The sequence below is a fragment of the Actinocrinis sp. genome (assembly GCF_035946395.1).
Lineage (GTDB): Bacteria > Actinomycetota > Actinomycetes > Streptomycetales > Catenulisporaceae > Actinocrinis.
This window is the reverse complement of record NZ_DASYZI010000413.1, coordinates 1-21,033: the sequence shown is the minus strand read 5'-3', so window position 1 is coordinate 21,033 and position 21,033 is coordinate 1. Positions and strand designations below refer to the sequence as shown.

The following is a 21,033-nucleotide window of genomic DNA, read 5'->3' as shown; positions in this document are numbered from 1 at the left end:
CCGAGGGTCAGGCTGATGGCGTACACGCCGTGGATGGAGGCCAGGTCCGGGTCGGGCATCGAGGTGAACACGCCGCCGAACCACTGCAACACCTGGGTGAAGGCGTCGGCGAACGAGTGGCAGATCGAGTCCCACGCCGAGTTGGCGACGTCTCCGATCGCGCTGCCTACGGCGGATTTGGCGTTCGAGGTGATGGCGCCCACCGCCTTGTCGGGCAGCGTGATCACGTCGGTCAGACACTGCCCGACGTTGCCGTCCAGGCAGCCGCCGCCGGAGCCGGTCTGTGCGAACCCCGCAGCGACCGCGATCATGGGGCACCGCCGGTCGTCGCGGCCAGAGCCTGCCAGCCCCGACTCACCGCGGTCTGGGTGTCCGGAGTGGCGGCCAGGCCGGAGTAGTCCTGGTCGGCCCCGCCGATGGCCGCGAGCTTCCAGTCCCCGCCGCTCCAGTGCATCCGGACCGGGAAGACGCCGGTGGTCTGCGCCATCCCGCCGCGGTCGTTGATGAACGTGCTCAAGGTCAGCAGCAGCACCAGGACGTGGTCCGCTGAGGCGTCGCGCAGCTGGTACATCTGCGCTGTGGTCTGGAAGGCGGTCGGCGGGGCTAGACGCCCGCTGGTGGGCAGGTGCAGATCGGCGCGCAGTTTGACGGTGCTGTCCGCGAGGTTCGTGGGAAGCGCCGTGTTGGCAGGGTCGCCTGCCAGGCGCATCACCGAGGCGGCGCAATCGGGGTCGAGGGTGGAGGCCACCGCGTCGAGGTACTGCGCGGCGGCGCTGATGGCGCCGACCGTGGTGTGCGGATAGCCGACCTCGATGCCGTTCGCCAGCCGAGCGCCCTGCACCAGGGTCACCGTTCCGGACGGGATGGGGATGGGGGACGTGCTCGGGGCGGGTGACGGAGTCGCCGGGTTCGCGCCGGTGCGCGTGTGGTGGAGCACGAGCAGCGGGACGGTGATCAGGGCGACGAGCAGCAGCGCGCCGACGGCGAGGGCTGCCGGGAGAATGCGCCTGGTGCCGATAAAGTTACGCATTGTGACTCCAAATGGCGGCAAAATGCCTGAGGACGGGGGCGGGTCTAGCCCAGGCCGTAGGAGGACGTGATCAGCGTGCCCGCCACGGCGATCACGACGGCACCGATCACGGCGCAGATCAGGGTGACCTTTCCGCGCTCGGCCATCTCGGCGCGGCGCGAGGTGTTGCCCAGCGCGATCATGCCCCCGGCGGTCACTGCGGCTCCGGCGCAGCACACCAGCGCGCCCCACTTGACCCACGACAGCAGTGTGACCAGCGCGTTCGACCCGTCAGGGGGCGCGGGCGCCGGATCGGGGACCACGCCCCCGGCGTGGATAGCCAACTGGGCGACGACCTGGTGGACGTAGGTCGCGATCATCATGCTCACCTGCTCCTTCACCTAATCGGGCGATGCCAGGCGGCCCGTGGTGCTAGCTGAGGTGCTGTTGCGTTTCACGGATTTCGGCCGACTGTTCATCTGGCTAAACGGATGAATCCACCATAAGATCCCCCATACCGGACGTGTCAACCACAGTGAGCGAGGTAGACTGAAATGAACCAGGAGTGTTCACGACAGGCGACAGCGTTCGCGCTGGTGGCGCCCCGAGAAGGGATCGACGATGAGCGAGCCGACGGCAGGCGCGCACGACGAGCCGACGCAGCCTGCGGCAACCGCCGAGCCAGAGGAGGAAGCGGCCGACAGCGGGAAGGCCGACCCCGGCGTCCTGGCTCTGCGGCTGCGGTACCTGTTCGAGAACAAGCGCAGACCCGACGGCAAGCGCTACTCCTACCGGGAAGTGCTCAAGGCGATCGACGAGCGCGGCGGCCCGTCGATGTCGGTCGGCTATCTCTCCCAGCTGGTCACCGGTGTGCGCACCAACCCGATGATGGACGCCGTCCAGGCACTTGCGAAGTTTTTCGGGGTGCCGCTGTCCTACTTCGACGCCCACGAGGACACCGAGGAGACCAACCAGCGCCTCAAGCTCGTCGCGGCACTCCAGCACGCCGGGGTACAGGACGTGGCGATGCGCACGGTCGGCCTGCCGCCGGAGAGCATCGACCTAGTCCTGAGCATGATCGACCGGGTACGCCAGGTCGAGGGACTGCCCCCGGCGCAGCAAACGCCGGACCAAGGCGAGTAGCACCCGCACGCAGGTCCGCGCGTCCACGCCGCTCGGTGTGTTTCGGCGAGGCGGGTGGACTGGGGTGAGCCGCGAGCAGTCGCGCCGCGCGTGCGAGGCGCTGGTCGACGCGATCGACCTGCCGGACCCCTTCGACCTGGCCGAGATGTGCGCCCGTCTCGGTCGGCAACTGGGCCGGCCTATCGTGCTGATGTCGCACGCCATGGTGCTCGGCGGCTTGTGCGGAACCTGGATGCGCACTGCTCAGGCCGACTACGTCTTCTTCGAAGAGGACACTTCGCTGCTGCACCAGCAGCACATCATCTTCCACGAGCTCGGGCACCTCCTGCGCCGGCACGAACCGGTCAAGGTCCTCGACGGCGATCTCGCGCGCACGATCGCGCCCGCAGTCGATCCGGGAGACGGGTTCCGCGTTCTGGGCCGTGACTCCTACAACGACGACGACGAATTCGACGCCGAACTGATCGCCACACTGATCCAGCGCCGCATCGGCCGACAGACAGTGCGCGAGCAACCGGCGGCCACCGACCCCACCGCCAGCGAGATCATTGCCCGCATCTCGCACTCCCTGTCGCGAGGTGAGCGATGAACACGACCCTGTACCCGCTGTGCGCCCTGTTCGCCTGGATCGTCGTACTCGGCACCGCCAGACATCTGCCGACGATGCGCAGGCAACCGGCGCGGCTGGCCACCTGGGCGCTCTACCTGTTCTTCGCCCTGATCTTCACCACGGGATGGGCGGTGGTCTGGCACAGGATCGACGGCTGGACTGGCCTGCCGGAGGCGAACACGCTGGTCACGATGTGCTGGGTCGTGTGCTACAGCGCGAGCGCGCTGGTGCTGCTGCAACTGTGGTCCTATCCACCCGACCGGGCACGTCGGCTGGCCGCGTTCACTGTCGTCGCCGCGGTGCTCGTCCTGCTGGCGATGCTGGGGCTGTTCCTGCGCAGCGACGCCGTGCACCATCGCCAGAGTTCGTTCACCCAGTGGTACGGCGGATCGGCCCAGTACACGGCGTACCTGCTGGTCTACCTGACCGCGTACACGAGCGTCGAGGTCGAGATCATCCGGCTGTGCCGCCGCTACGGCAGGCTGACCACGCGCAGCTGGCTACGCGTCGGCCTGATCACCGCCAGTGTCGGCGCCGCGATCGGCCTGCTCTACTCCCTGACCCGGCTGGCGGATCTCGCGGCGGCACACCTGGGCGTGGACATCGGCGCCGGGGAGAACATCGCCGAGGTCGGTGCCGGTCTCGGCGCGCTGCTCGTCATGATCGGGCTGACCCTGCACTCCTGGGGACCTCGCATCTCCACAGCGCTGCTGCGCACCCGCCGCCTTATCGCCTACGCGCGGCTGCGACCGCTGTGGGCTACCTTCTACGCGCTCGATCCGTCCATCGCATTTGACGACCAACGCCGCGCGAGTTCCCGGCCCAACCTGGACAGGGCGCGAGCAGCGCGGCGCATCCTGAAGGACCCGGAATTCCACGTCGCTCGCCGCGTCGTCGAGATCCGCGACGGCATCCTCACACTGCGCCCCTACGAGGACCCCGCCTTCGCGCAGCGCGCCCGCGCGCACTACAGCGACCGTGGGCTGGCCGGCGGCGACCTGGACGCGGCCGTGACTGCGGCCCAGATCCACGCCGCACTGCATCGTCCCGGCAGATCGCCGCGCCGCAAACAGCCGCCGTCTTCCACGGTGGGCAACACTCCGGCCGACCTGGATTCAGAGCTGGCGTGGCTGCTGAAAGTCACGTACCACTTCACCCGGCAACCCGACGCCATCGCCCAGAGCGCCCAGCCCAGCCCCACGCCTACCGGAGGCAACCCGTGACCCAAGCCCCGCCCTTCACCGAACCGATCGAGATGGTGCCGCACCTGGCCGGCTGCCCCTACGCCGCGTACGCGCGGCTGCGCGAGGACGGCGGCGTGCACCGGGCGGTCAAACCCGGCGGCGGCCAGGTCTGGGTGATCAGCCGCTACGAAGACGTCAAAGCCCTGCTCGCAGATCCGCGCATGTCCATCCAGGCGCGCAACTCCCGCCACGGCTACCAAGGCTTCGGCCTACCCCCCGCCCTCGACGAGCACCTGATGAACGTCGACGACCAGGCACACGCGCGCCTGCGCCGCCTGATCTCCTCCGCATTCACCCCACGCCGCATCGACGCCCAACGCGACCGCATCCAGGCTGTCGCCGACGAGCTGATCGACACGGTCCGGCCCTACGGCCGAGCCGACCTCGTCGCGGACCTGGCCGCACCGGTCCCGGTCGCCGTGATCTGCGACCTGCTGGGCATCCCGCAAGCCGACGGAGCGGCCTTTCAGACCTACACCCGCTCCTTGATGACGCCGAACGACCCGAACCGGCCCTCAACCCGCGAGCTGGTCGACGGGATGCACACCAGCCTGCTGAACCTGATCGCACGCAAACGCAGCGAGCCAGCCGACGACCTGCTCACCGCGATGATCACCGCCCGCGACGGCGAGGACCGGCTGACAGAGAACGAACTGACCTCGCTCGCCTTCCTGATCCTGTGGGCGGGCTTCGAAACCACAGTCCACCTGATCGCCAACGGCATCGCCACCCTGCTGACCGAACCACACCTCGCTGACATCGTGCGTGCCGAGCCCGACCCGCACACCACGCGCATGGCCGCGCTCGTCGAGGAACTACTGCGCCGCGACGGACCCATGCTCACCGCGATCCGCCGGTTCCCCCTCGAAGATGTGCACCTGGGCAACAGGACCGTACCGGCGGGTGAAACCGTCCTGCTCTCCCTCGCCTCCGCCAACCGCGACCCGCAACACGTCGCCGACCCCAACGACATCGACTTGGACCGGCAAGGCGCCAGCCACCTCGGCTTCGGCCACGGACCGCACTACTGCCTCGGCGCGCCTCTGGCCCGCATGGAAGTACGCATCGCGCTGTGGACCACGATCCACCGGCTCCCGGACCTGACCCTCGCCGTCCCCGAGCACGAACTGCCGTGGAAAGTCGACCACCGTCAACATGCCCTGACCGCGCTGCCCGTCAGCTTCGCCACGCAGCCTGCCCGATGAGGGAGAAGCCATGTACGTCAAAACCGCCATAGTCGCCGCCATATCCGCGCCCCTGGCCGTCATAGCCTCCCTCGCCGCCGTCGCAGGAGCCATCGCCACAGCGCCGGACACGAGCACCGGCTCCATATGCACAGCCGGCGCCCCAGGCTCGCCGACCAACACCCCGAACCTCAACGCCGCTCAACTCGCGAACGCCCAGATCATCGCCCAAGTCGGCGTCAGCATAGGCGTGCCGATGCCCGGCGAAACCATCGCCATCGCCACCGCGCTGCAAGAATCCGACCTGCAAAACCTCAACTACGGCGACCGCGACAGCCTCGGCCTGTTCCAACAACGCCCCTCCCAAGGCTGGGGCACCCCCGCCCAGATCCTCACCCCGACCTACGCGGCCGAGCAGTTCTACAAGCACCTGCTCCAAGTCCCCGGCTGGCGCTCGATGCCTACCACCGACGCGGCCCAGGCCGTCCAGCGCAGCGGTTTCCCGACCGCCTACGCCAAATGGCAGACCGAAGCACAGGCACTCGCCACCGAGTTCACCGGCAACCTGACCTGCACACCGGCCGACTCCGGCGACAACACCCCCGCGATCGCCGCCGTCAACGCCGCCCACTACCGCATACCCGCAGGCACCCCGGCCCCCGTCGTCGCCGTCATCAACTTCGCCCTCGCTCAACTCGGAAAACCGTACGCCTTCGGTACAGCTGGCCCCGTCTCCTACGACTGCTCCGGCCTCGTGCAGGCCGCCTACGCCACCATCGGCGTGCACCTCCCACGCACCACGTATGACCAGGTCAAAGTCGGATCACCCGTGTACGGCACCGACCACCTACGACCGGGTGACCTGCTGTTCATCCCCGGCACCGACGGCACCCCGCAAGCCCCCGGACATGTCGGCATGTACCTCGGAGCCGGACTCCTGATCCAGGCACCCCAGACTGGCGACGTAGTCAGGATCTCCCCCCTTGATCAATGGACTACATCGATCTCCGCGGTTCGACGCATCGTGAAACAGGATTAATTGCATTGGATGCAACATTCCGCTCTTTTCTGTATGGGCTGTGACCTGCGTAGATGTGAAGCAGGGTGTAACGCCTTCGGGTGGTTGACCTGCGGGCCCGTGTCCTGATGCCTCGTTGTTGCGTTGGGTGCAACGGAGGTGAAGCGGATGGCGCGGGAGTCCGGGCTGGCGGGTTCGGCGGCGGGGGTGCTCGACGGCGGGGTGCGGTTGCTGCATCCGGAGCCGGGCGTGTTCGACGCGATGATCGAGGGCTGGTGCCGGCAGCAGCGAAGCCGGTATCTGCGCGAGTCGACGATCGCGCCGCGGGTGAGCGTGATGCGCCGGCTCGCGGCCTTCAGCGGCCAGTACCCGTGGCAGTGGACGGCGCAGGAACTGGAGGCGTTCTGCACGCATCTGGGTTCGGGGTCGGATCGGGTGGCGTTCTCCACGCTGCGCTCGTATCAGAACACGATCCGGCTGTTCTGCGAGTACGTCACCGATGCGCGCTACGGCTGGTCCGCCGAGTGCCTGGAGCGGTTCGGCCAGGCACCGGTGCAGATCGCGCACGAGTGGAACACCGTCGCCCACGTCGCCGAGTACGAGGGTGATCCGCGCCGCCGTGCGCTGACCTATGACGAGGTGCAGGCGCTGTTCGACGCCGCGGACGGGCGGGTGGAATCGATCCGTTCGCTCGGGCGCAAAGGCGCGTTGGCCGCGTTGCGCGACGCGGTGCTGCTCAAGACCGTCTACGCGTTCGGGTTGCGCCGCCGGGAGGCGGTAATACTGGATCTGCCCGACTTCCGGCGCAACCCGCGGGCTGGTCACCTGGGGGTGTTCGGCTCGGCGCAGGTGCGCTACGGCAAGGCCTCGCGCGGCACCCCGGCCAAGCGTCGCACGGTGCTGACGGTGCCGGAGATGGACTGGATCGTCGAAACGCTCGCGGCCTGGCGCGATGAGGCTCGTCCGCTGCTGTCCCCGAGGGCGCACCCGGCGCTGTTCGTCACCGAGCGGTGCGGCCGGATGCAGGTGCGCCACGCCAACGAGGCGTTCAACCGGGCGGCGGCCGACGCGAACCTTCCCGAGCAGCTGGATCTTCACTGCCTGAGACACTCGTATGTCACCCACTTGCTGGAGTTCGGGTATCCGCCGCTGTTCGTGCAGCAGCAGGTCGGCCACTCGCACGCGGCGACCACCGCGACGTACACCTCGGTTTCGGACGAGTTCCGCAACCGGCTGATGGACCAGGCGCTCGCGCGCTTCCCGCAGCTGGGGCGGACCGGGTGACCCGGTCGATGGGGTATGTGTGGCATCTGCGGCTGCGCATGGCCGAGCGCGGGATGTACCAGACCTCGGATCTGGTGCCGCTGCTGGCAGAACGCGGCGTGCACCTCTCGCGCGAGCAGGTCTTCCGGCTGGTCACCCAAACCCCGCAGCGATTGAGCATGGACATCCTCGCGGCGCTGTGCGACATCCTGGAACTGGCCCCGAACGACCTGATCGAAGTCACCCGCGTCAACGCGCAGATCGCCAAGACCGGCACCGACGATGCGCCCGCGACGCGCCCGGCAGCGCGGCATACCACGATCCGCCGCCCGGAAGGGCTGTGAACGCCCGGGGCGAGCGCGTCGCGCCGCCGGACCCGGCGGTGCTCGACCGGCACGCGATGGGGATCTGCGCTTTGATCCCCGAGCTCGGCTTCCCGACCGTACGCACGGCGCTGCAGGAGTTGGCGAACACGCGCAAGGCCGCCGCGCAGCTCGGCCACCACTTGCAGAGCGCCGCCACACTGATGGACAGCCCGTCCTCCGCGGTACCGGCCGTGCTCATCCGCCTGGCCCACCGACTTCAGCCGTTCGCGCCGGGGCGCGTCGTGTTGCCGACCTGCGTCGGGTGCGGGCGGGCGCAGCCGCGGCTTCCCGGCGTCACCGCGACCGGGCGGCTGTGCCACACCTGCGCCATCCGCACCTACAAGCCGGCCTGTGCCACCTGCGGGAAACCCACGAAGCTGCAAGACGCGGGCGGGGCATGGCGATGCCGCGCGTGCCGTGGACGGGCGCGTCGCAGTGCCGCGCGAGCGGAGCGGGGCAGGCCGAAGGGACCCTGCGCGAAGTGCGGGAAGATCCGTTGGATCATGAAGTGGATCGAGGATGACGCCGGTCTGTGCGGCTCGTGCAATCCGTACCAGCCACCGAAGTCCACGTGCATCGGCTGCCGACGGGAGCGGCCCGTGCACGCCCGCACCCCCGACGGCCCGATGTGCGCCAGCTGCCACAAGCGACCCGCGCGCCCCTGCGGAGTGTGCGGGAAGGTCGGGCGGCTCTACCGGCGCGAGCGCGACGGACAACCCGCCGTATGCGCCGCCTGTCATCAGAAACCGAAGACGGTCTGCGAACTGTGCGGCAAGCTGCGCGAGTGCGCGGCCAACCGCGAACGCGACGGCGCCTCGATCTGCGCGGCCTGCCGCGCGAAGAAGATCGAGTGCGCCCGGTGCGCACGCACCCGCTCCCTGGGGGCGTACTTCCCGCTCGGAACCGTATGCGACAGCTGCTACACCGCGATCCGCCGCAAGATCACCGAGTGCCCGGCCTGCGGCCGCCGCCAGCCCCTGATCGGCAAGGCGAGCGACGGGACGCTGATCTGCGGCCCGTGCGCGGGACGGGAGGTGGACTACGCGTGTGCGCGCTGCCGGAAGGTCGCACTCAAAGGCGCCGGCGACAACCTGTGCTACCAGTGCGCGGTCGCCGACCGCATCGCGGCGCTGCTGCGCGGGTACCTCGGACCGGATCGCGAGCAGGTCGCGGCGGCGTTGGCGGCCGGGCGCACCGGCGAGGCCGTGTGGCAGTACCTGCAGCCCGGCAAACCCGCCACCCGCCTGCTCGAACAGCTCGTGGCCGCCAAGCTGCCGTTCAGCCACGCGCTGCTCGACGGCCAACCGCAGAACAACACCTTGCACCGGCTGCGCGCGATCCTGATGCACGGCGGCGTGCTGCCCGAGCGCGCCGACCACCTGGAGCGACTCGTCCCCTGGCTCGACGAGCAACTTGCGAATCAGCCCACGCACATCGCCCACCCAGTCCGCACGTGGATGCACTGGCGCGTGCTGCGCCGCGCCCGCAGACGCCTGGCGACCCGCCCGTTCACCCCTGCCGCCGCACACTTCGCCCGCTCCCAGGCCCTGGCGACCCTGCGCTTCCTGACCTGGATCGACAACAAAAACCTGAGTCTCGCCGCGCTGACCCAGGCCGAGCTGGAACGCTGGCTGACCGCCGAGGGCGGACCGAGCGCCCCGTACATCCGCGACTTCATGGCCTTCGCCGCCCAGCGAGGCCTCGCCCAGGAATTGACCGTACCCGAGCGCGTCGCCGCCGACCCGCTCACCGCCCTGGAAGACGACGAGCGATGGCACCACCTGCGCCGCGCTCTGACCGAGGAGAGCCTGCCGATCGACCTGCGCGCCCTCGGCGCGCTGATGCTGCTCTACGGCATCCCGTTCACCCGTATCAGGGAACTGCGCACCGACGACCTCGACCAACGCGACGACGGACTGCACGTGGCCCTCGACCGGCGCGACGGACACCGCCTGCGCCTGGCCGACCCGGTCGCCGACCTGCTCACCCGCCACCTTCACCACGCCCACGGCGAGATCACCCCAGGACGATGGCTGTTTCCCGGCGCCCTGCCCGGCCAGCCCGCCTCCGAGGGACTGCGCGCCCGCCTCTCCCGCCACGGCTTCCCGAACCTCGCCCGCGCCCGCGCCGCCGCACTGATCACCCTGCTCCAAGACGTGCCGCCCCCGGTACTGTGCGCGCTGCTGGGCATCAGCTCGACCACCGCCGAACGCTGGGCACGCCACGCCCAACCCGACTGGGCCGCCTACCTGCACGCCCGCAGCACGACGGCCGATCCTGGCAAGGCCAACCCGACGTAACTTAGAGCACTGAATTCGCGCCCGTGCCGCGAGGCATAGAAGCACGAGTCGAGGGGTAGCCAGTCGATAAGCGTTCTTCCAGGAGGAGGCATCGGCCGGTAAGAGCGCTGCGACCCGCTCCCTTGGGGGGAAGCCAGCAGACGCTGGCACCGGGCGCACTGGAACCCGCACGTTCTCACGTGCCGGGACTCTGGTGTGCCTACACCGTGGATCCCGGCAGAAGGGATCCACCCCATGGGTGTGCTGGGAGCGGTCGACGCAGCGCTGGGCTTCGCCACCGCCGTGATGGCCTTGGGCCTGGAAGTCCTCCGGATGGCACGGAGCCGCCGTGAGCGAGGACTGCCCGCCCCACGGGAGGAGCAGCCAAAAACTCCACCATCCACCGACAGATAGCACATGTCCGGCCCAGGGTCGGCCGCCACGCTCGCCGGCGGCCGACCACTGCTGCCTATCGCCAGACGAATACAGCAGGGTTTGAATACAAGCGCTCCGCCAGTTTGAGCGCCCTGCCGACCGAGTCAAGCCTCTGAAGCATTCGGACGCCGGACCGCAACCTCACATGGCGTCTGCGGCGACAAAGCCATCTCTCCCCAACGGACGGAGACACGCCCATGAACTGCCACGCCATAACTCCGGAGCCAGGCGCAGGCCCGGAAACCCTACGGACCTTCAGTTTCGGTGGCGGAGTTCAATCAGTGGCCTGTCTTGCCCTGGCCGCCACCGGACGAATCGACTACCGCACCTTCCTGTTCGCCAACGTCGGTGACGACTCCGAACACCCCGCAACCCTTGCCTATCTCAACCAGTACGCCAAACCATACGCAGCCGACCACGGCATCGAACTGATCGAGCTGCGCCGCACACGCCGCGACGGCAGCACCGAGACGCTCTACGAACGCCTGACCCGCCCAGGATCCCGATCGATACCGATCCCGGTAAGGATGAGCAACGGCGCACCCGGCACCAGAAGCTGCACCGCCGACTTCAAGATAAGAGTGCTGGCAAAGTGGCTGAAAGCACACGGCGCGAGCCGAGCCAACCCGGCCACCGTCGGCATCGGCATAAGCCTCGATGAGATCCAGCGCGCCAACAACAAACGTGAGGAGCCCCACGAACGCATTCACTACCCACTGCTGGACCTCGGTCTGCGGCGGGCGGACTGCCACCGCATCATCATCCGGGCCGGCCTACCTATACCCCACAAGTCGGCCTGCTGGTTCTGCGCATTCCACCGTCCGTCCACCTGGGCAGACATGCGACGCGACGAGCCGGAACTGTTCGAGCGGGCATGCTACCTGGAGGATCACCTCAACGAGCGCAGAGCAGAACTCGGCAAGGATCCGGTATACCTCACCGGTTTCGGCAAGCCACTGGACAAAGCGATCCCGGGCGGCCAGCTGACTCTTCTCGACGGACACGACGAGAGCAGCCTCTGCGATTCCGGCCGATGCTTTACATGATTGAAGAACAATGCGGCTCACTATAAAATCTGAGCCGCGCGGGGCAAATTCGCTAAAGCTACTCAATATTGTCGGCGAGACTGTGGAAAATTCAGTAATGAGGAATGAGGATGCATGATGGGCGAAATGGTTGGGCTGTCTCGGCGCAGGGCGGCCGAGCGCGCTGAATCGACCTCGGGTGAGCCCACGACAAGCCCGCCACTAGGTGAAATAAGTAAGGCAATGGATATTCACTTCAGGTCGCGCGAGACGCTGCGCTCTCGTCGCGGCAACGCATTGGAGCTTCGCCTCCGGCCGTGGCACAGTGCTGCATCTGGCTGCACATGTCCTCAGGCCCAACCGTCCCGGCTGAGCGTGGGAACAGGCGCCCGTGCGCCGAGAGTGCGCCAGCCTGTTCCGCGGGCCAGAGAATACGCCCTTGACCTGCATGGATACTCTTCAAGTCTACTGCCCTCTCAAGGCAGTAGCGCGGGTTCGAATCCCGTCGGGGCTACCAAAAAATGACACCCCCTCAACTGAGGGGGTGTCATTTTTGCACGTCAAGCGGCATCTTTGCTGATCGGGCCAAGGACCGGTTCTACTCGCCAAGGACGGCCAGATCGGTCCTTCTCGCCGTGTCCTTGCACGTCAGGAAAGCTTTTGCGGTTGCGCGGGTTCGTAGCCCGGGGGTTACCGTTCAGATCGGTCCTCGCAGAACTTCTCTGGCGCTGGCTGAGAAATGGTGTTGCCGCGATGTCGTTCCGCGCTGAACTGTGAGTCCGGGAACAGCGGCGTCGACCACTTCATACCGGGCCTCGCCGTGGACCGCTCCACCTCCGGCAGCGGCGCGCACCTCGGTTTGGCCTACTACTTCTACCCGGTCTCCAACTGCTCCTCGAGCGCCTGCCGGCTCGACGTCGGATTTATCTCCTCCCCAACGGCAGCGCGAGCTGGACCGCGTCCACCCAGCTGGCCGGTCCGATGAACCTGTCGTGGCTGCCGAGCACGACTCAGGGAGTCATGGTCGGCGACTACATCTCCAGCTCCTACGGCAGCGGTACCGCGCACGGCGTGTTCGAGGTCGCCGCCGCGCCCAACGGCACAGTCTTCAACCAGGCCACCTACACGCCCGCCGCAGGTCTGGCCCGGACGCTGGCTCCGACCCCCGGTGCCGTTACCCTGACGCCCGCGGGCCTGGACCGTCCGGTGCCCGGTGTCCAGTCCGACCACCCGGCGGCCGGGGTCGCCCTCACCGGCGGTTGACCGCGGCAACCCGTCCGGTGGTGGCTACGGAGCCACTTGGAGCTGAGATGTTCCGACGAACGGCGGGATGAACGACGGAAGAGTGATGAACGTGCCGACCGTGCCGGTGTAGTGGCCCGTGGCCCACGGCACCGTCACGGTGGCATCGAAGCCGCCTAGGCCGTTGAGGATGACGTTGTGGATCACGATGTCGGCACCGTTCGTCTCCCACCACACGGTGCCCTTGTCCGACACCGCGCCGCCGCCGTGACCGCAGTCGGCGCCGTGGTAGTCGCCTGTGTGGTCTCCGCTCAGCTCGATCCACAGCCACGCCCCGCCACCCTGCGGGCCGGGTACGTTCGCTGACAGTTCGATCTGGCGCACGGCGCTGCTGCCGTAGTCCGCCGCGGCGGGGCCGGCGACGGCGACCACGCCCGCCGCGGCGAGCGCTGCGGCCGTGAGCGTCGTGGTGAACTTTGAAATGTACATGGAATCCACCCCCAGGGACGGAGCGACCTCATTGTGCGCTCCGCTTAGCGCAGCCAAGAATGCATGAACTGAAATATGGCCGCTAATAAAGACGTAAGTATGGTTCTAGTCCGATGGCGGATGGCCGTCAAGGATGGGCTGCAAAGCCTGACCCTGTTACTCCACTCGGGTTAGTCCGATACGGAAAGCCTGCACGCCACATCCGTGCGGTGCCGGACACCCGTATCTCGGATGCCTGGCACCGCGTCACGCATTTCGTCAGGCCGCTGTCTTCAGGCCGCGCAATTGCTCAAGCTGTCGTATCGGTTACGGCATCGGCGTCGACCAGAGGCCGCGGCCGTGTGTCGCGACGTACAGCGTCTTGCTATCAGGGCTCGATGACAGGTAGACGGCCGTCGACGTCGGGAGGTTGCCGGCGGCGGTGATGTCGGTCAGGCCGAGGCGCTTCCAGTGGCCCGGACCGTCCGCGCTGACTTCGTCGACGAACACGCCGAGGTCGGTGGCGACGACGATGGTGCCGTCCGGGGCGATCAGCGCTCGGTTGGCCGGGGCGTCCGGGAACGAGTCGGCCGCGGTGGCCGCGCCGCTGACGTCGGTCCACGTGGCGCCGCCGTCCGTTGTGCGCCAGATGTGTCCGTAACCGGCCCCGGGCGCCTCGTGCCAGGCGCGCGAGAAGCCGGACAGGGTTACGTACACGCTCCCGCCGCTGGAGTCGGCCGGGTCGATCGTGACGCCGGAGATGTACCGGTTCGGGAAGTCGGACGGCAGCGTGATCTGGTGCCAGCTGCCGCCGTAGTCGGTGAGGATTCCGCGCCCGAAGGCGCTGCTCGGGTTGCAGGCGCCGCACCAGGCGGCCCAGATCACGTGGTTCCGGCTGGCGATGGCGGTGATCGAGTGCCCCGCGCCGGAGTCGGCCAGTTGCTGCCAGTCGGCGCCAGACGTACTGCTCCAGGTCTTGGTGTCGCCCCAGACGTATTCGCCGCCCGCGACCCAGAACCCGGAGTCCTTCGTGTCGGCGGCGAACGGCGCGATGAACCGCGCGTTCGGGTCGCTCGGGGCGATGCCGGTGATCGCGGACGGGGTGCCGTCGTCGTTGGCGGTGTAGCCGCAGTTGTTGGTCAGCGACATGGCCAGGTTGGTGTACTCGCCCACCGTCTGGCAGCCGTTGGCCGGGTTGACCAGCTGGTCGCCGCCGTCGCCGCCGAACGGCTCGGACATCTCACCAGCCGGGTTCAGCTGTTCGGTCACCGGCGTCGTCGTGCCTGGATAGGTGTACTGGTACGTTGATCCCTTGGGCGAGAGGAAGGAGACGCCGTTGTCCTGCAGGCCGCCCCAGACTGCGGTGCCGCCGCTGGACAGGGCGCCGACGCCGACCGAGTAGTACTGGAGGGTGCGCAGCATCCCGCTGGCGTTGAGGTTGCGCCAGCCGGGGGTGGTCTGCGTCGTGGGCCGGGCGTAGATGCCGCCGTCGTTGCCCGCGTAGACCTCGGGAGCATGTCCCGGCCAGGAGCTGAAAGCGAGCGCGTGCTGGTCGGAGTGCATCACGTTGCCGTCGCAGGTGTTCTGCGCGAGCGTGTAGCCGAAGCAGGGCAGGCCGAAGTTCCAGTAGCGGCCGACCGTCTGCCAGCTCGCGCCGCCGTCGCGGGACTCGTAGAGCTCTTCGAGCCCCAGGTAGACGTGGTTGGGGTCGGCTGGGTCCACGGCGAGCGACTGGTCGTACCAGGCCTGGACGCCGGGCTGGTAGCCGGGGCCGATCAGCGTCCGTTTCATCGCCGAGCCGCTGTTGGCCAGCACGCTGGAGGTGGCGATCTGGTTGTACGGCCCGTCGATGTTCCCGGACGGGGAGACGAACACGCCCGCCAGCACGGTGTTCGAGCCGGCCTTGTTGATCAGCGTAGGTGATTCCATCACCACGTACAGGCGGCTGCCGTCGGCGGAATAGGCGAAGGTCGCGTTCCCGATGTCCTTCGGGTTGATCGCGCCGGTCGGGTTGGCCTCGGACCAGGTGGTGCCGCCGTTGCCGGAGTAGTAGAAGCCGTTGTAGGCGCCGCCGCTGCGCCAGGCGACGTTCGCCACCAGCGACCGTCCGGAGCTGCCCGGCTGGACCGCGACGTCCGAGGCGATGTCGGCGAACGTGCTGCTCACGCCGCAGGTCACCCCGCTGACACCGATACCGGCGCAGGGTGCCAGGACGGCAACCCACGCGCTCGCCGGGGAAGCTGTCAGAGTCCTGCGGTACACGCCGTGCGAGGTGACCGCGAAGACGTATCCGGCCGCGGTATCGAGCCGGATCTCGTGGATCGAGCTGCCGTCGAGCTCGCCGCCGCCGACCCGGTTGGCCGACGAGAAGCTCCCGGTGACCGGGTCGGCCAGCCGGTAGACGCCGGAGCCGGCGTAGTTGTCCGAGGCCGTGGTCGCCTCGCCGGTGCCGAGCCACAGCGAGCCGTCGGGCATCAGCGCGAGCGAGCCGACCGACAATGCGGGCAGGTGGTCGGCGATCGGGGTCCAGGTCGCGCCGTCGTCCGTGGAGCGGAACACCCCGCCGTCGGCGCCGCCCGCGTACAGCGCGCCGACGTGCGTCGGATCGACGGCGAGCGCCGCTATCCGTCCTGCGGAGTAGCCGGCGCTGCCGCCCGAGTTGGACGCGTTCTGATCCCGAAAGTGCAGCGCGTCGGAGTCGTACGGCTGCGTGGTCACCTCAGAAAAGGTGCCGGTACTGACAGGCATCTGAGTGACATGGTTCCACGCCGCCGTGTACGCGCCCGCGGTCACGGTGCCATCCGGCGAGAGCCGCGGATCGTTGAAGGCGCTCAACGCGCTCATCAGGTCGTCGGATTCGCCTCCCGCCGATCCGGCCGTGCCGGTACGACCGCCGCTCGGGGTGTCGGCGTCAGCCGGAACCGCCGCCCACGCCGCCGACGCGATCACCGCGCCGAGGGACAACGAGATGAGCAAGATCCTGCCAGGTCTCAAGGCCGGTCGGCCCATGTCTTCTCCTGCCCGGCGAGTCGGAGCCTGGTGGGACCCGCCCGCCTCGTTGAGGGTAGCCGGTGCTTAGCAACAGGCGGATTACCCGGCGCGGCTGTTACGCTCCCGGGCGGCGGCATGGTGACGGCGGTATCCCCGCCGCGACTACCCACAGATCGCGGCGGGGATACCGCTTTGTGCGGCGGATGCCGCGTCCGTAACGGCACGGACGGCTGCCTGGCATCCGCATGAGCGCCCGCGCCGACGGGGGGACCGGCACGGGTGCGGGCTCCTTGCTGTATTCCGGGCGGTTAGAACCGCATCAGCGGAATCGGTGACGAACAGGGGGCGATCGCGGCCGAGGCGTTACACCCGCCGTGGACCCTGGCGCATCGGCGACGGCGGTCCGGCCGATAAACAGCCCACTTACGTCCGCTGTATCCCCGAGGGCAGGTGTGTAACGCGACACCGACGGTGAACGCCTGTTCCGTAGCGTGCGATTCCAAGCCTGACCGGTGGAGTTGCGCGCTGCGCTTCCGCACGCCGCCCGGACCCACAGGCACCTGCGGGAGGGCGCTGCTCACCCACACATCAGCGCACGTATTCTCTCTAGGAGCATTCATGCGCCATCGCGCTCGAATACGCCTTCTGGCCACAGCGGTCGCCGCCGCGCTCCCCGTCCTGGCGTACACCACCACCTCGGCCTCCGCCTCTCCGGCCACATCAGAGGCCGCACATTCCGTGCGGGTCTGCGCGGCCCCGACCCGTGGATACGCGGCCTGCCACGCCTGGGTCCGCACCGACAGCACGGCCGCGCGCGTCGCCCCGAACGCCACTCCGTCCGGATACGGCCCCAGCGACCTGCAAAGCGCCTACAGCCTGCCCTCCGCCACCGCCGGCTCCGGGCAGACCGTGGCGATCGTCGACGCCTACAACGACCCGACCGCGGAAGCCGACCTCGGCGTCTACCGCGCCCAGTTCGGGCTGCCGGCCTGCACCACCGCCAACGGCTGCTTCAAGAAGGTCAACCAGACCGGCGGCACGAAGTACCCGAAGACCAACAGTGGCTGGGCCCAGGAGATCTCCCTGGACCTGGACATGGTCTCCGCGGTCTGCCCCAACTGCCACATCGACCTGGTCGAAGCCGGCAGCGCCTCGTTCACGAACCTCGGCACCGCGGTCAACGAGGCGGCGAGCCTGAGCCCGAGCTCCATCAGCAACAGCTACGGCGGATCCGACATCTCCGACGCCAGCGCCCCCTACTACAACCACCCCGGCATCGCGGTGACCGCCAGCAGCGGCGACAGCGGCTACGGCGTGCAGTTCCCGGCCTCCTCCCACTACGTGACCGCGGTCGGCGGCACCAGCCTGACCCGCTCCGGATCCACCTGGAGCCAGACCGCGTGGAGCGGCGCCGGCTCCGGATGCTCCGCCCAAAACACCGCGCTGAGCGGCCAGGCCGGCGCCAACACCGGCTGCGCGCTGCGCGCGGTGGCCGACGTGTCCGCGGTGGCCGACCCGAACACCGGCGTCGCGGTCTACGACTCCACCCCCTCCCAGGGCCAGAGCGGCTGGCTGGTATTCGGCGGCACCAGCGTCGCCTCGCCGATCATCGCGTCCGTCTACGCGCTGGCCGGCAACACCGCCAGCATCGACAACAACTACCCGTACACCCACAGCTCAGCGCTGACCGACATCACCTCCGGAAGCAACGGCACCTGCCCCACCTCCCAGTGGTGCAACGCCGGGCCCGGCTGGGACGGACCGACCGGCCTGGGCACCCCCAACGGCACCGGCGCGTTCTGACCCGCGGAACCATCACGTAGCAACACGCTTGTAAACCCGTGGGTGGGCCTCGCGGTGTGGCCAGGGCCCACCCACCGGCAGCCGTGCGGTTGCAGCGTTTTCGACTGAACCTCATCACCACCGAATCCGTTACCGTTTCGCCTGGCGTCGGCGCGGCCGCGCGGCCGATGCAGCGAGCGCTCGGCGCGAAGAACGAAGGAGGAGCTATGCGACGGCTCATCGCACTCGGAATCTTCACTGCCGCGCTCGGCATCGCGGGCGCGGTGCCCGCGTCGGCCGCGAGCAACCCCAGCGGCACAGGGCTGCCCAGCCAGTCCTGCCAGTCGATCGAAGCGGCCGGCGGAACGGTACCCGGCAACTCGGCGAGCTCCCCGGGTTCTCCGTTCAACGAGCCCGGGATCAACAGCGGCAACGGCGGCGTCGGCGGCCAGAACTACAGCCAGACCTCTCAGTACGACGTGGCCTGCTACCAGGTCTCCCAGCACTGAGCCGCGTCAACGGCGGGCTCGGCGACGGGCCCGCCCGACTCGACGTGCCTATCGTGGTGACGGCGATGGCGTGTTGACGTTCATCTTCGCCTGAAGCTGCGCGAGCAGCGCTTGCACCTCTCGTTCGACCTGGTCGGTCTCGACTCCGAGAGCGCGGCCGATGTGCATCGACCAGATCTCCGAGCGGATGTTGGTCTCGAAGTCCAGGTCGGCGCGGACCTTCTCGCGCGCCGCCTGGCGGTTCTGGCTGATCATCACGAAGGTGGACAGGAAGATCGCCTCGAGGCTCACGATCATCGTCAGCAGGCCGAAGGGGTACGGATCCCAGACGGCCGAACGGCCGAACAGGCCCTCGTTGAAGGTGATCCAGACCGCGAACCACGCCGCGTGGATGTAGACGAACTGCATGGTGCCGGAGAAGGTGGTGATCGCATCCGCGATGCGGTCCTGGGTTCCTCGCATCCGCGCGAGGACGTACTGCTCGTGCCGAAGTCGTGCGTCCAACCCGTTGATCCCTGAGGACATGGCCACTCCCTGATCCGATGCTCACGAGACGGCCGCGAGGGTATGCGAAGTCGGTGTGCGGCTGAAACACCGCAGGCCGCTGGCCCGGGTGGGGGCGGGAGCGGGCGCTGAAGTGTCGCTCGGCAGCTTATGTGGCGATCAAGGATCTGTGTTGGCCTTCGAAGCCGTGCGCGCCTCATGCGTCCATCGCGGCCGCACCCCGCACCACCCGGTTCCCATCAATGATGCAGGGTAAAGGGGAGGCGAGATGATGGTGGAGATGCACCGCCGCCGAGACGTTCCAATGGATACAACAGGTAATTGCCATAGCGTGCTCGGCACTTGATGTAAGCCAACTATGCGTTGGTCACGACAGCAACCGCCACGCCGCGATCGCAAGAATCCGCAGGTCAGCGGCCTGTTGGTCAAGGACCGTTCTGGCTGGTATCCCGTCGGGGCTACTTAAGGCAATTGCTCCCTTACTGGGGGCAATTGCCTTTTGTGCAGGTCATCCCTGAAAGGGTGGGGCCGGTCAAGGGGTATGTCTTGCCGGTTGTGTCGTGGCTTGATCGTGTGGGAGAGCGTGGGGTATCGCGACCCGGCGGGTCGGTCGTAGTTGATAGTGCTGTGGGGTTGTGGCCACCAGGTGTTCTGGGTGCGCAGCGGCGTGGCTGCCGGTCATCCCTTCGCCGCGTCGCGCGGGGGCGGGTTGCCCGGTGCGGGCGGCATGGTGTGAATGCGTGTGTGGCAGGCGGGGCCAATCAGAAGCGGGGACCTCGCCGCTGTGCGGGGGTCAGACCTGCGCGCGGTCTCGCGCCTGTCGCGGTTCCCTGCCCGCTCACCCGGCCGTGACGGGCTGTGTCAGGCATCTGATGTGTCCGTCGCGTAGCCCGTAGAAGACCAGGGTGAGCAGCTTGCGTGCCGCGGCGGTCACGGCGATGTTGCGCACCGCCGGGCCGCGGCGGGCCTCGATGCGCTCGCGCAGTTCGCGCATGGGCGAGCCGGCCGGGGCTTTCTGGACCGCCTCGATCAGCGCCCAGCGCAGCAGGGTCGAGCCCTGCTTGGTGATCCGGCCGCGGTGCACGGTGGTATCAGACTCGCGGTGCCTCGGGGTGAGCCCGGCCCAGCAGCACAGCTGCTCGGGGCGGGCGAACCGGTGCACGTCCCCGATCTCGGCCACGATCACCGCGGCCAGCACCGGCCCGACCCCGGGAATGCGCTGGATCGCCAGATAGCCAGGGTCCCTGGCCAGGCGCACTCGGGCCAGGTGCTCGGCGACCTCGATCTCGAAGGTGACCGCGTCGATCAGCCGGCGCAGCGCGTCCACCCGCGCCGCATACGGCGGCTCGAGCCCGACCTCGGCCAGCAATGCCGAACCGGACGCGCCGAACAGGTCCGTCATCGGCACCGCGACGCCGCACTTGGCCAGCACCGCGTGCACCTGCGCCTTGAGCCCCGAGCGCAGCTGCACCATCTTGTGCCGGTGGCGCACCAACTCCCGCAGTTCGCGCACGGCGGGCGGCGCGATCCACGCTTCCGGCAGCCGGCCAAGGCGCAGCAGGTCGGCCAGGTCGCGGGCATCGCGCTCGTCATTCTTCACCCGACGAAGCGTGAACATCTTCACCCCCAGCGGATGCGCCAAGTGCACCTCCGCGCCGGCCTGCGCCAGGGCGTCCACCGCCCAATACCAGCCGTACGTGGCCTCCAACACCACCCGCGGATGCGCTCCCGCGCTGGTCACGGCCGCCTTCAACCGCGCCGGGGAGTTCTCGATGCGCACCGCCTTGCCAACCTGCGTGCCATCGGCTTGCATCGACACTAGGACAGTACGCCGCCGGTGCAGATCGATCCCGACCACCGGCCGAGCGTCATGCGAAGTGTCCATCAGGGGCCTCCTCGCCACCCGGGACTATTGCTACCAAGCCCGAGCATCCTCGGAACCCAACAGCGGCGGGAGGCCCC

19 protein-coding genes and 1 tRNA gene are annotated in these 21,033 nt (G+C 68.5%); 13 read left to right on the top strand and 7 right to left on the bottom strand.

Going from position 1 to position 21,033, the window contains the following annotated elements:
* From VGS97_RS26000 to VGS97_RS25990, 3 genes are all read right to left on the bottom strand, one after another.
* Positions 1-311 (bottom strand): hypothetical protein (locus tag VGS97_RS26000; protein ID WP_326856286.1); only part of this gene is annotated, 311 nt, incomplete at its 3' end.
* Positions 308-1,030 carry a hypothetical protein gene (locus VGS97_RS25995; protein WP_326856285.1) on the bottom strand — a complete coding sequence of 241 codons (723 nt, stop codon included), beginning with the start codon at positions 1,028-1,030 and terminating at the stop codon, positions 308-310. The genes VGS97_RS25995 and VGS97_RS26000, both read right to left, overlap by 4 nt.
* A 44-nt stretch (positions 1,031-1,074) precedes the next feature.
* Positions 1,075-1,392, bottom strand: coding sequence for a hypothetical protein (locus tag VGS97_RS25990; RefSeq protein WP_326856284.1), 318 nt, complete (start codon positions 1,390-1,392; stop codon positions 1,075-1,077).
* Positions 1,393-1,630: 238 nt separating this feature from the next.
* On the opposite strand from VGS97_RS25990, the gene VGS97_RS25985 reads away from it, so the two are divergent.
* The 11 genes from VGS97_RS25985 (at position 1,631) to VGS97_RS25935 (ending at position 12,838) form a co-directional block, all read left to right on the top strand.
* Positions 1,631-2,152 (top strand): helix-turn-helix domain-containing protein, encoded by a 522-nt coding sequence (locus tag VGS97_RS25985; RefSeq protein WP_326856283.1) that lies wholly within the window; start codon positions 1,631-1,633, stop codon positions 2,150-2,152.
* Positions 2,153-2,216: 64 nt separating this feature from the next.
* Positions 2,217-2,741 carry a hypothetical protein gene (locus VGS97_RS25980; protein WP_326856282.1) on the top strand — a complete coding sequence of 175 codons (525 nt, stop codon included), beginning with the start codon at positions 2,217-2,219 and terminating at the stop codon, positions 2,739-2,741.
* Positions 2,738-3,985, top strand: a complete 1,248-nt coding sequence (locus VGS97_RS25975) for an MAB_1171c family putative transporter (protein ID WP_326856281.1) — start codon at positions 2,738-2,740, stop codon at positions 3,983-3,985. Before VGS97_RS25980 ends, VGS97_RS25975 begins: the two co-directional genes overlap by 4 nt.
* The gene (locus tag VGS97_RS25970; RefSeq protein WP_326856280.1) at positions 3,982-5,211 is read left to right on the top strand and encodes a cytochrome P450; all 1,230 of its coding nucleotides are present in this window, start codon (positions 3,982-3,984) and stop codon (positions 5,209-5,211) included. Before VGS97_RS25975 ends, VGS97_RS25970 begins: the two co-directional genes overlap by 4 nt.
* Positions 5,212-5,221: 10 nt before the next feature.
* The gene (locus VGS97_RS25965; RefSeq protein ID WP_326856279.1) at positions 5,222-6,229 is read left to right on the top strand and encodes a C40 family peptidase; all 1,008 of its coding nucleotides are present in this window, start codon (positions 5,222-5,224) and stop codon (positions 6,227-6,229) included.
* Between the two features lie 147 nt (positions 6,230-6,376).
* Positions 6,377-7,492 carry a site-specific integrase gene (locus VGS97_RS25960; RefSeq protein WP_326856278.1) on the top strand — a complete coding sequence of 372 codons (1,116 nt, stop codon included), beginning with the start codon at positions 6,377-6,379 and terminating at the stop codon, positions 7,490-7,492.
* 8 nt (positions 7,493-7,500) lie between these two features.
* A complete protein-coding gene (locus VGS97_RS25955) occupies positions 7,501-7,815 on the top strand; it encodes a helix-turn-helix transcriptional regulator (RefSeq protein WP_349262266.1) in 315 nt (104 codons plus the stop codon).
* Entirely contained in the window at positions 7,812-10,136 is a 2,325-nt protein-coding gene (locus VGS97_RS25950; RefSeq protein ID WP_326856276.1) for a hypothetical protein, read from the top strand. Before VGS97_RS25955 ends, VGS97_RS25950 begins: the two co-directional genes overlap by 4 nt.
* Before the next feature lie 611 nt (positions 10,137-10,747).
* Positions 10,748-11,596: a phosphoadenosine phosphosulfate reductase gene (locus VGS97_RS25945; RefSeq protein ID WP_349262265.1), complete on the top strand. Its 849-nt coding sequence runs from the start codon at positions 10,748-10,750 to the stop codon at positions 11,594-11,596.
* A 413-nt stretch (positions 11,597-12,009) separates the two neighbouring features.
* Positions 12,010-12,092 (top strand) — tRNA-Glu (locus VGS97_RS25940).
* Between the two features lie 464 nt (positions 12,093-12,556).
* Positions 12,557-12,838 (top strand): hypothetical protein, encoded by a 282-nt coding sequence (locus tag VGS97_RS25935; RefSeq protein ID WP_326856274.1) that lies wholly within the window; start codon positions 12,557-12,559, stop codon positions 12,836-12,838.
* A gap of 24 nt (positions 12,839-12,862) precedes the next feature.
* On the opposite strand, the gene VGS97_RS25930 is transcribed toward VGS97_RS25935, so the two are convergent.
* Together VGS97_RS25930 and VGS97_RS25925 are read right to left on the bottom strand one after the other, a co-directional pair.
* Positions 12,863-13,306 carry a hypothetical protein gene (locus VGS97_RS25930; protein ID WP_326856273.1) on the bottom strand — a complete coding sequence of 148 codons (444 nt, stop codon included), beginning with the start codon at positions 13,304-13,306 and terminating at the stop codon, positions 12,863-12,865.
* 306 nt (positions 13,307-13,612) lie between these two features.
* A complete protein-coding gene (locus VGS97_RS25925) occupies positions 13,613-16,294 on the bottom strand; it encodes a glycosyl hydrolase (RefSeq protein ID WP_326856272.1) in 2,682 nt (893 codons plus the stop codon).
* Between the two features lie 600 nt (positions 16,295-16,894).
* Here VGS97_RS25925 and VGS97_RS25920 point away from each other — a divergent pair.
* A complete protein-coding gene (locus VGS97_RS25920) occupies positions 16,895-18,079 on the top strand; it encodes a S53 family peptidase (protein WP_326856271.1) in 1,185 nt (394 codons plus the stop codon).
* Positions 18,080-18,285: 206 nt separating this feature from the next.
* A complete protein-coding gene (locus tag VGS97_RS25915; RefSeq protein WP_326856270.1) occupies positions 18,286-18,567 on the top strand; it encodes a hypothetical protein in 282 nt (93 codons plus the stop codon).
* A gap of 48 nt (positions 18,568-18,615) precedes the next feature.
* Here the strand turns inward: VGS97_RS25915 and VGS97_RS25910 are convergent, their stop codons facing one another.
* Positions 18,616-19,092, bottom strand: coding sequence for a DUF1003 domain-containing protein (locus VGS97_RS25910; protein ID WP_326856269.1), 477 nt, complete (start codon positions 19,090-19,092; stop codon positions 18,616-18,618).
* An 817-nt stretch (positions 19,093-19,909) separates the two neighbouring features.
* On the bottom strand, positions 19,910-20,956 hold the full coding sequence (locus VGS97_RS25905) for an IS110 family transposase (RefSeq protein WP_326856268.1): 1,047 nt from the start codon (positions 20,954-20,956) through the stop codon (positions 19,910-19,912).
* Between the last annotated feature and the right edge of the window lie 77 nt (positions 20,957-21,033).

What these genes read in the sequence shown, in the direction of transcription:
- VGS97_RS25965 (WP_326856279.1), top strand. Translation starts at nt 5,222, where the DNA reads ATGTACGTCAAAACCGCCATAGTCGCCGCCATATCCGCGCCCCTGGCC.
- VGS97_RS25920 (WP_326856271.1), top strand. Translation starts at nt 16,895, where the DNA reads ATGCGCCATCGCGCTCGAATACGCCTTCTGGCCACAGCGGTCGCCGCC.
- VGS97_RS25960 (WP_326856278.1), top strand. Translation starts at nt 6,377, where the DNA reads ATGGCGCGGGAGTCCGGGCTGGCGGGTTCGGCGGCGGGGGTGCTCGAC.
- VGS97_RS25975 (WP_326856281.1), top strand. Translation starts at nt 2,738, where the DNA reads ATGAACACGACCCTGTACCCGCTGTGCGCCCTGTTCGCCTGGATCGTC.
- VGS97_RS25910 (WP_326856269.1), bottom strand. Translation starts at nt 19,092, where the DNA reads ATGTCCTCAGGGATCAACGGGTTGGACGCACGACTTCGGCACGAGCAG.
- VGS97_RS25905 (WP_326856268.1), bottom strand. Translation starts at nt 20,956, where the DNA reads ATGGACACTTCGCATGACGCTCGGCCGGTGGTCGGGATCGATCTGCAC.
- VGS97_RS25915 (WP_326856270.1), top strand. Translation starts at nt 18,286, where the DNA reads ATGCGACGGCTCATCGCACTCGGAATCTTCACTGCCGCGCTCGGCATC.
- VGS97_RS25930 (WP_326856273.1), bottom strand. Translation starts at nt 13,306, where the DNA reads ATGTACATTTCAAAGTTCACCACGACGCTCACGGCCGCAGCGCTCGCC.
- VGS97_RS25945 (WP_349262265.1), top strand. Translation starts at nt 10,748, where the DNA reads ATGAACTGCCACGCCATAACTCCGGAGCCAGGCGCAGGCCCGGAAACC.
- VGS97_RS25995 (WP_326856285.1), bottom strand. Translation starts at nt 1,030, where the DNA reads ATGCGTAACTTTATCGGCACCAGGCGCATTCTCCCGGCAGCCCTCGCC.
- VGS97_RS25955 (WP_349262266.1), top strand. Translation starts at nt 7,501, where the DNA reads ATGGGGTATGTGTGGCATCTGCGGCTGCGCATGGCCGAGCGCGGGATG.
- VGS97_RS25925 (WP_326856272.1), bottom strand. Translation starts at nt 16,294, where the DNA reads ATGGGCCGACCGGCCTTGAGACCTGGCAGGATCTTGCTCATCTCGTTG.
- VGS97_RS25990 (WP_326856284.1), bottom strand. Translation starts at nt 1,392, where the DNA reads ATGATGATCGCGACCTACGTCCACCAGGTCGTCGCCCAGTTGGCTATC.
- VGS97_RS25985 (WP_326856283.1), top strand. Translation starts at nt 1,631, where the DNA reads ATGAGCGAGCCGACGGCAGGCGCGCACGACGAGCCGACGCAGCCTGCG.
- VGS97_RS25935 (WP_326856274.1), top strand. Translation starts at nt 12,557, where the DNA reads ATGAACCTGTCGTGGCTGCCGAGCACGACTCAGGGAGTCATGGTCGGC.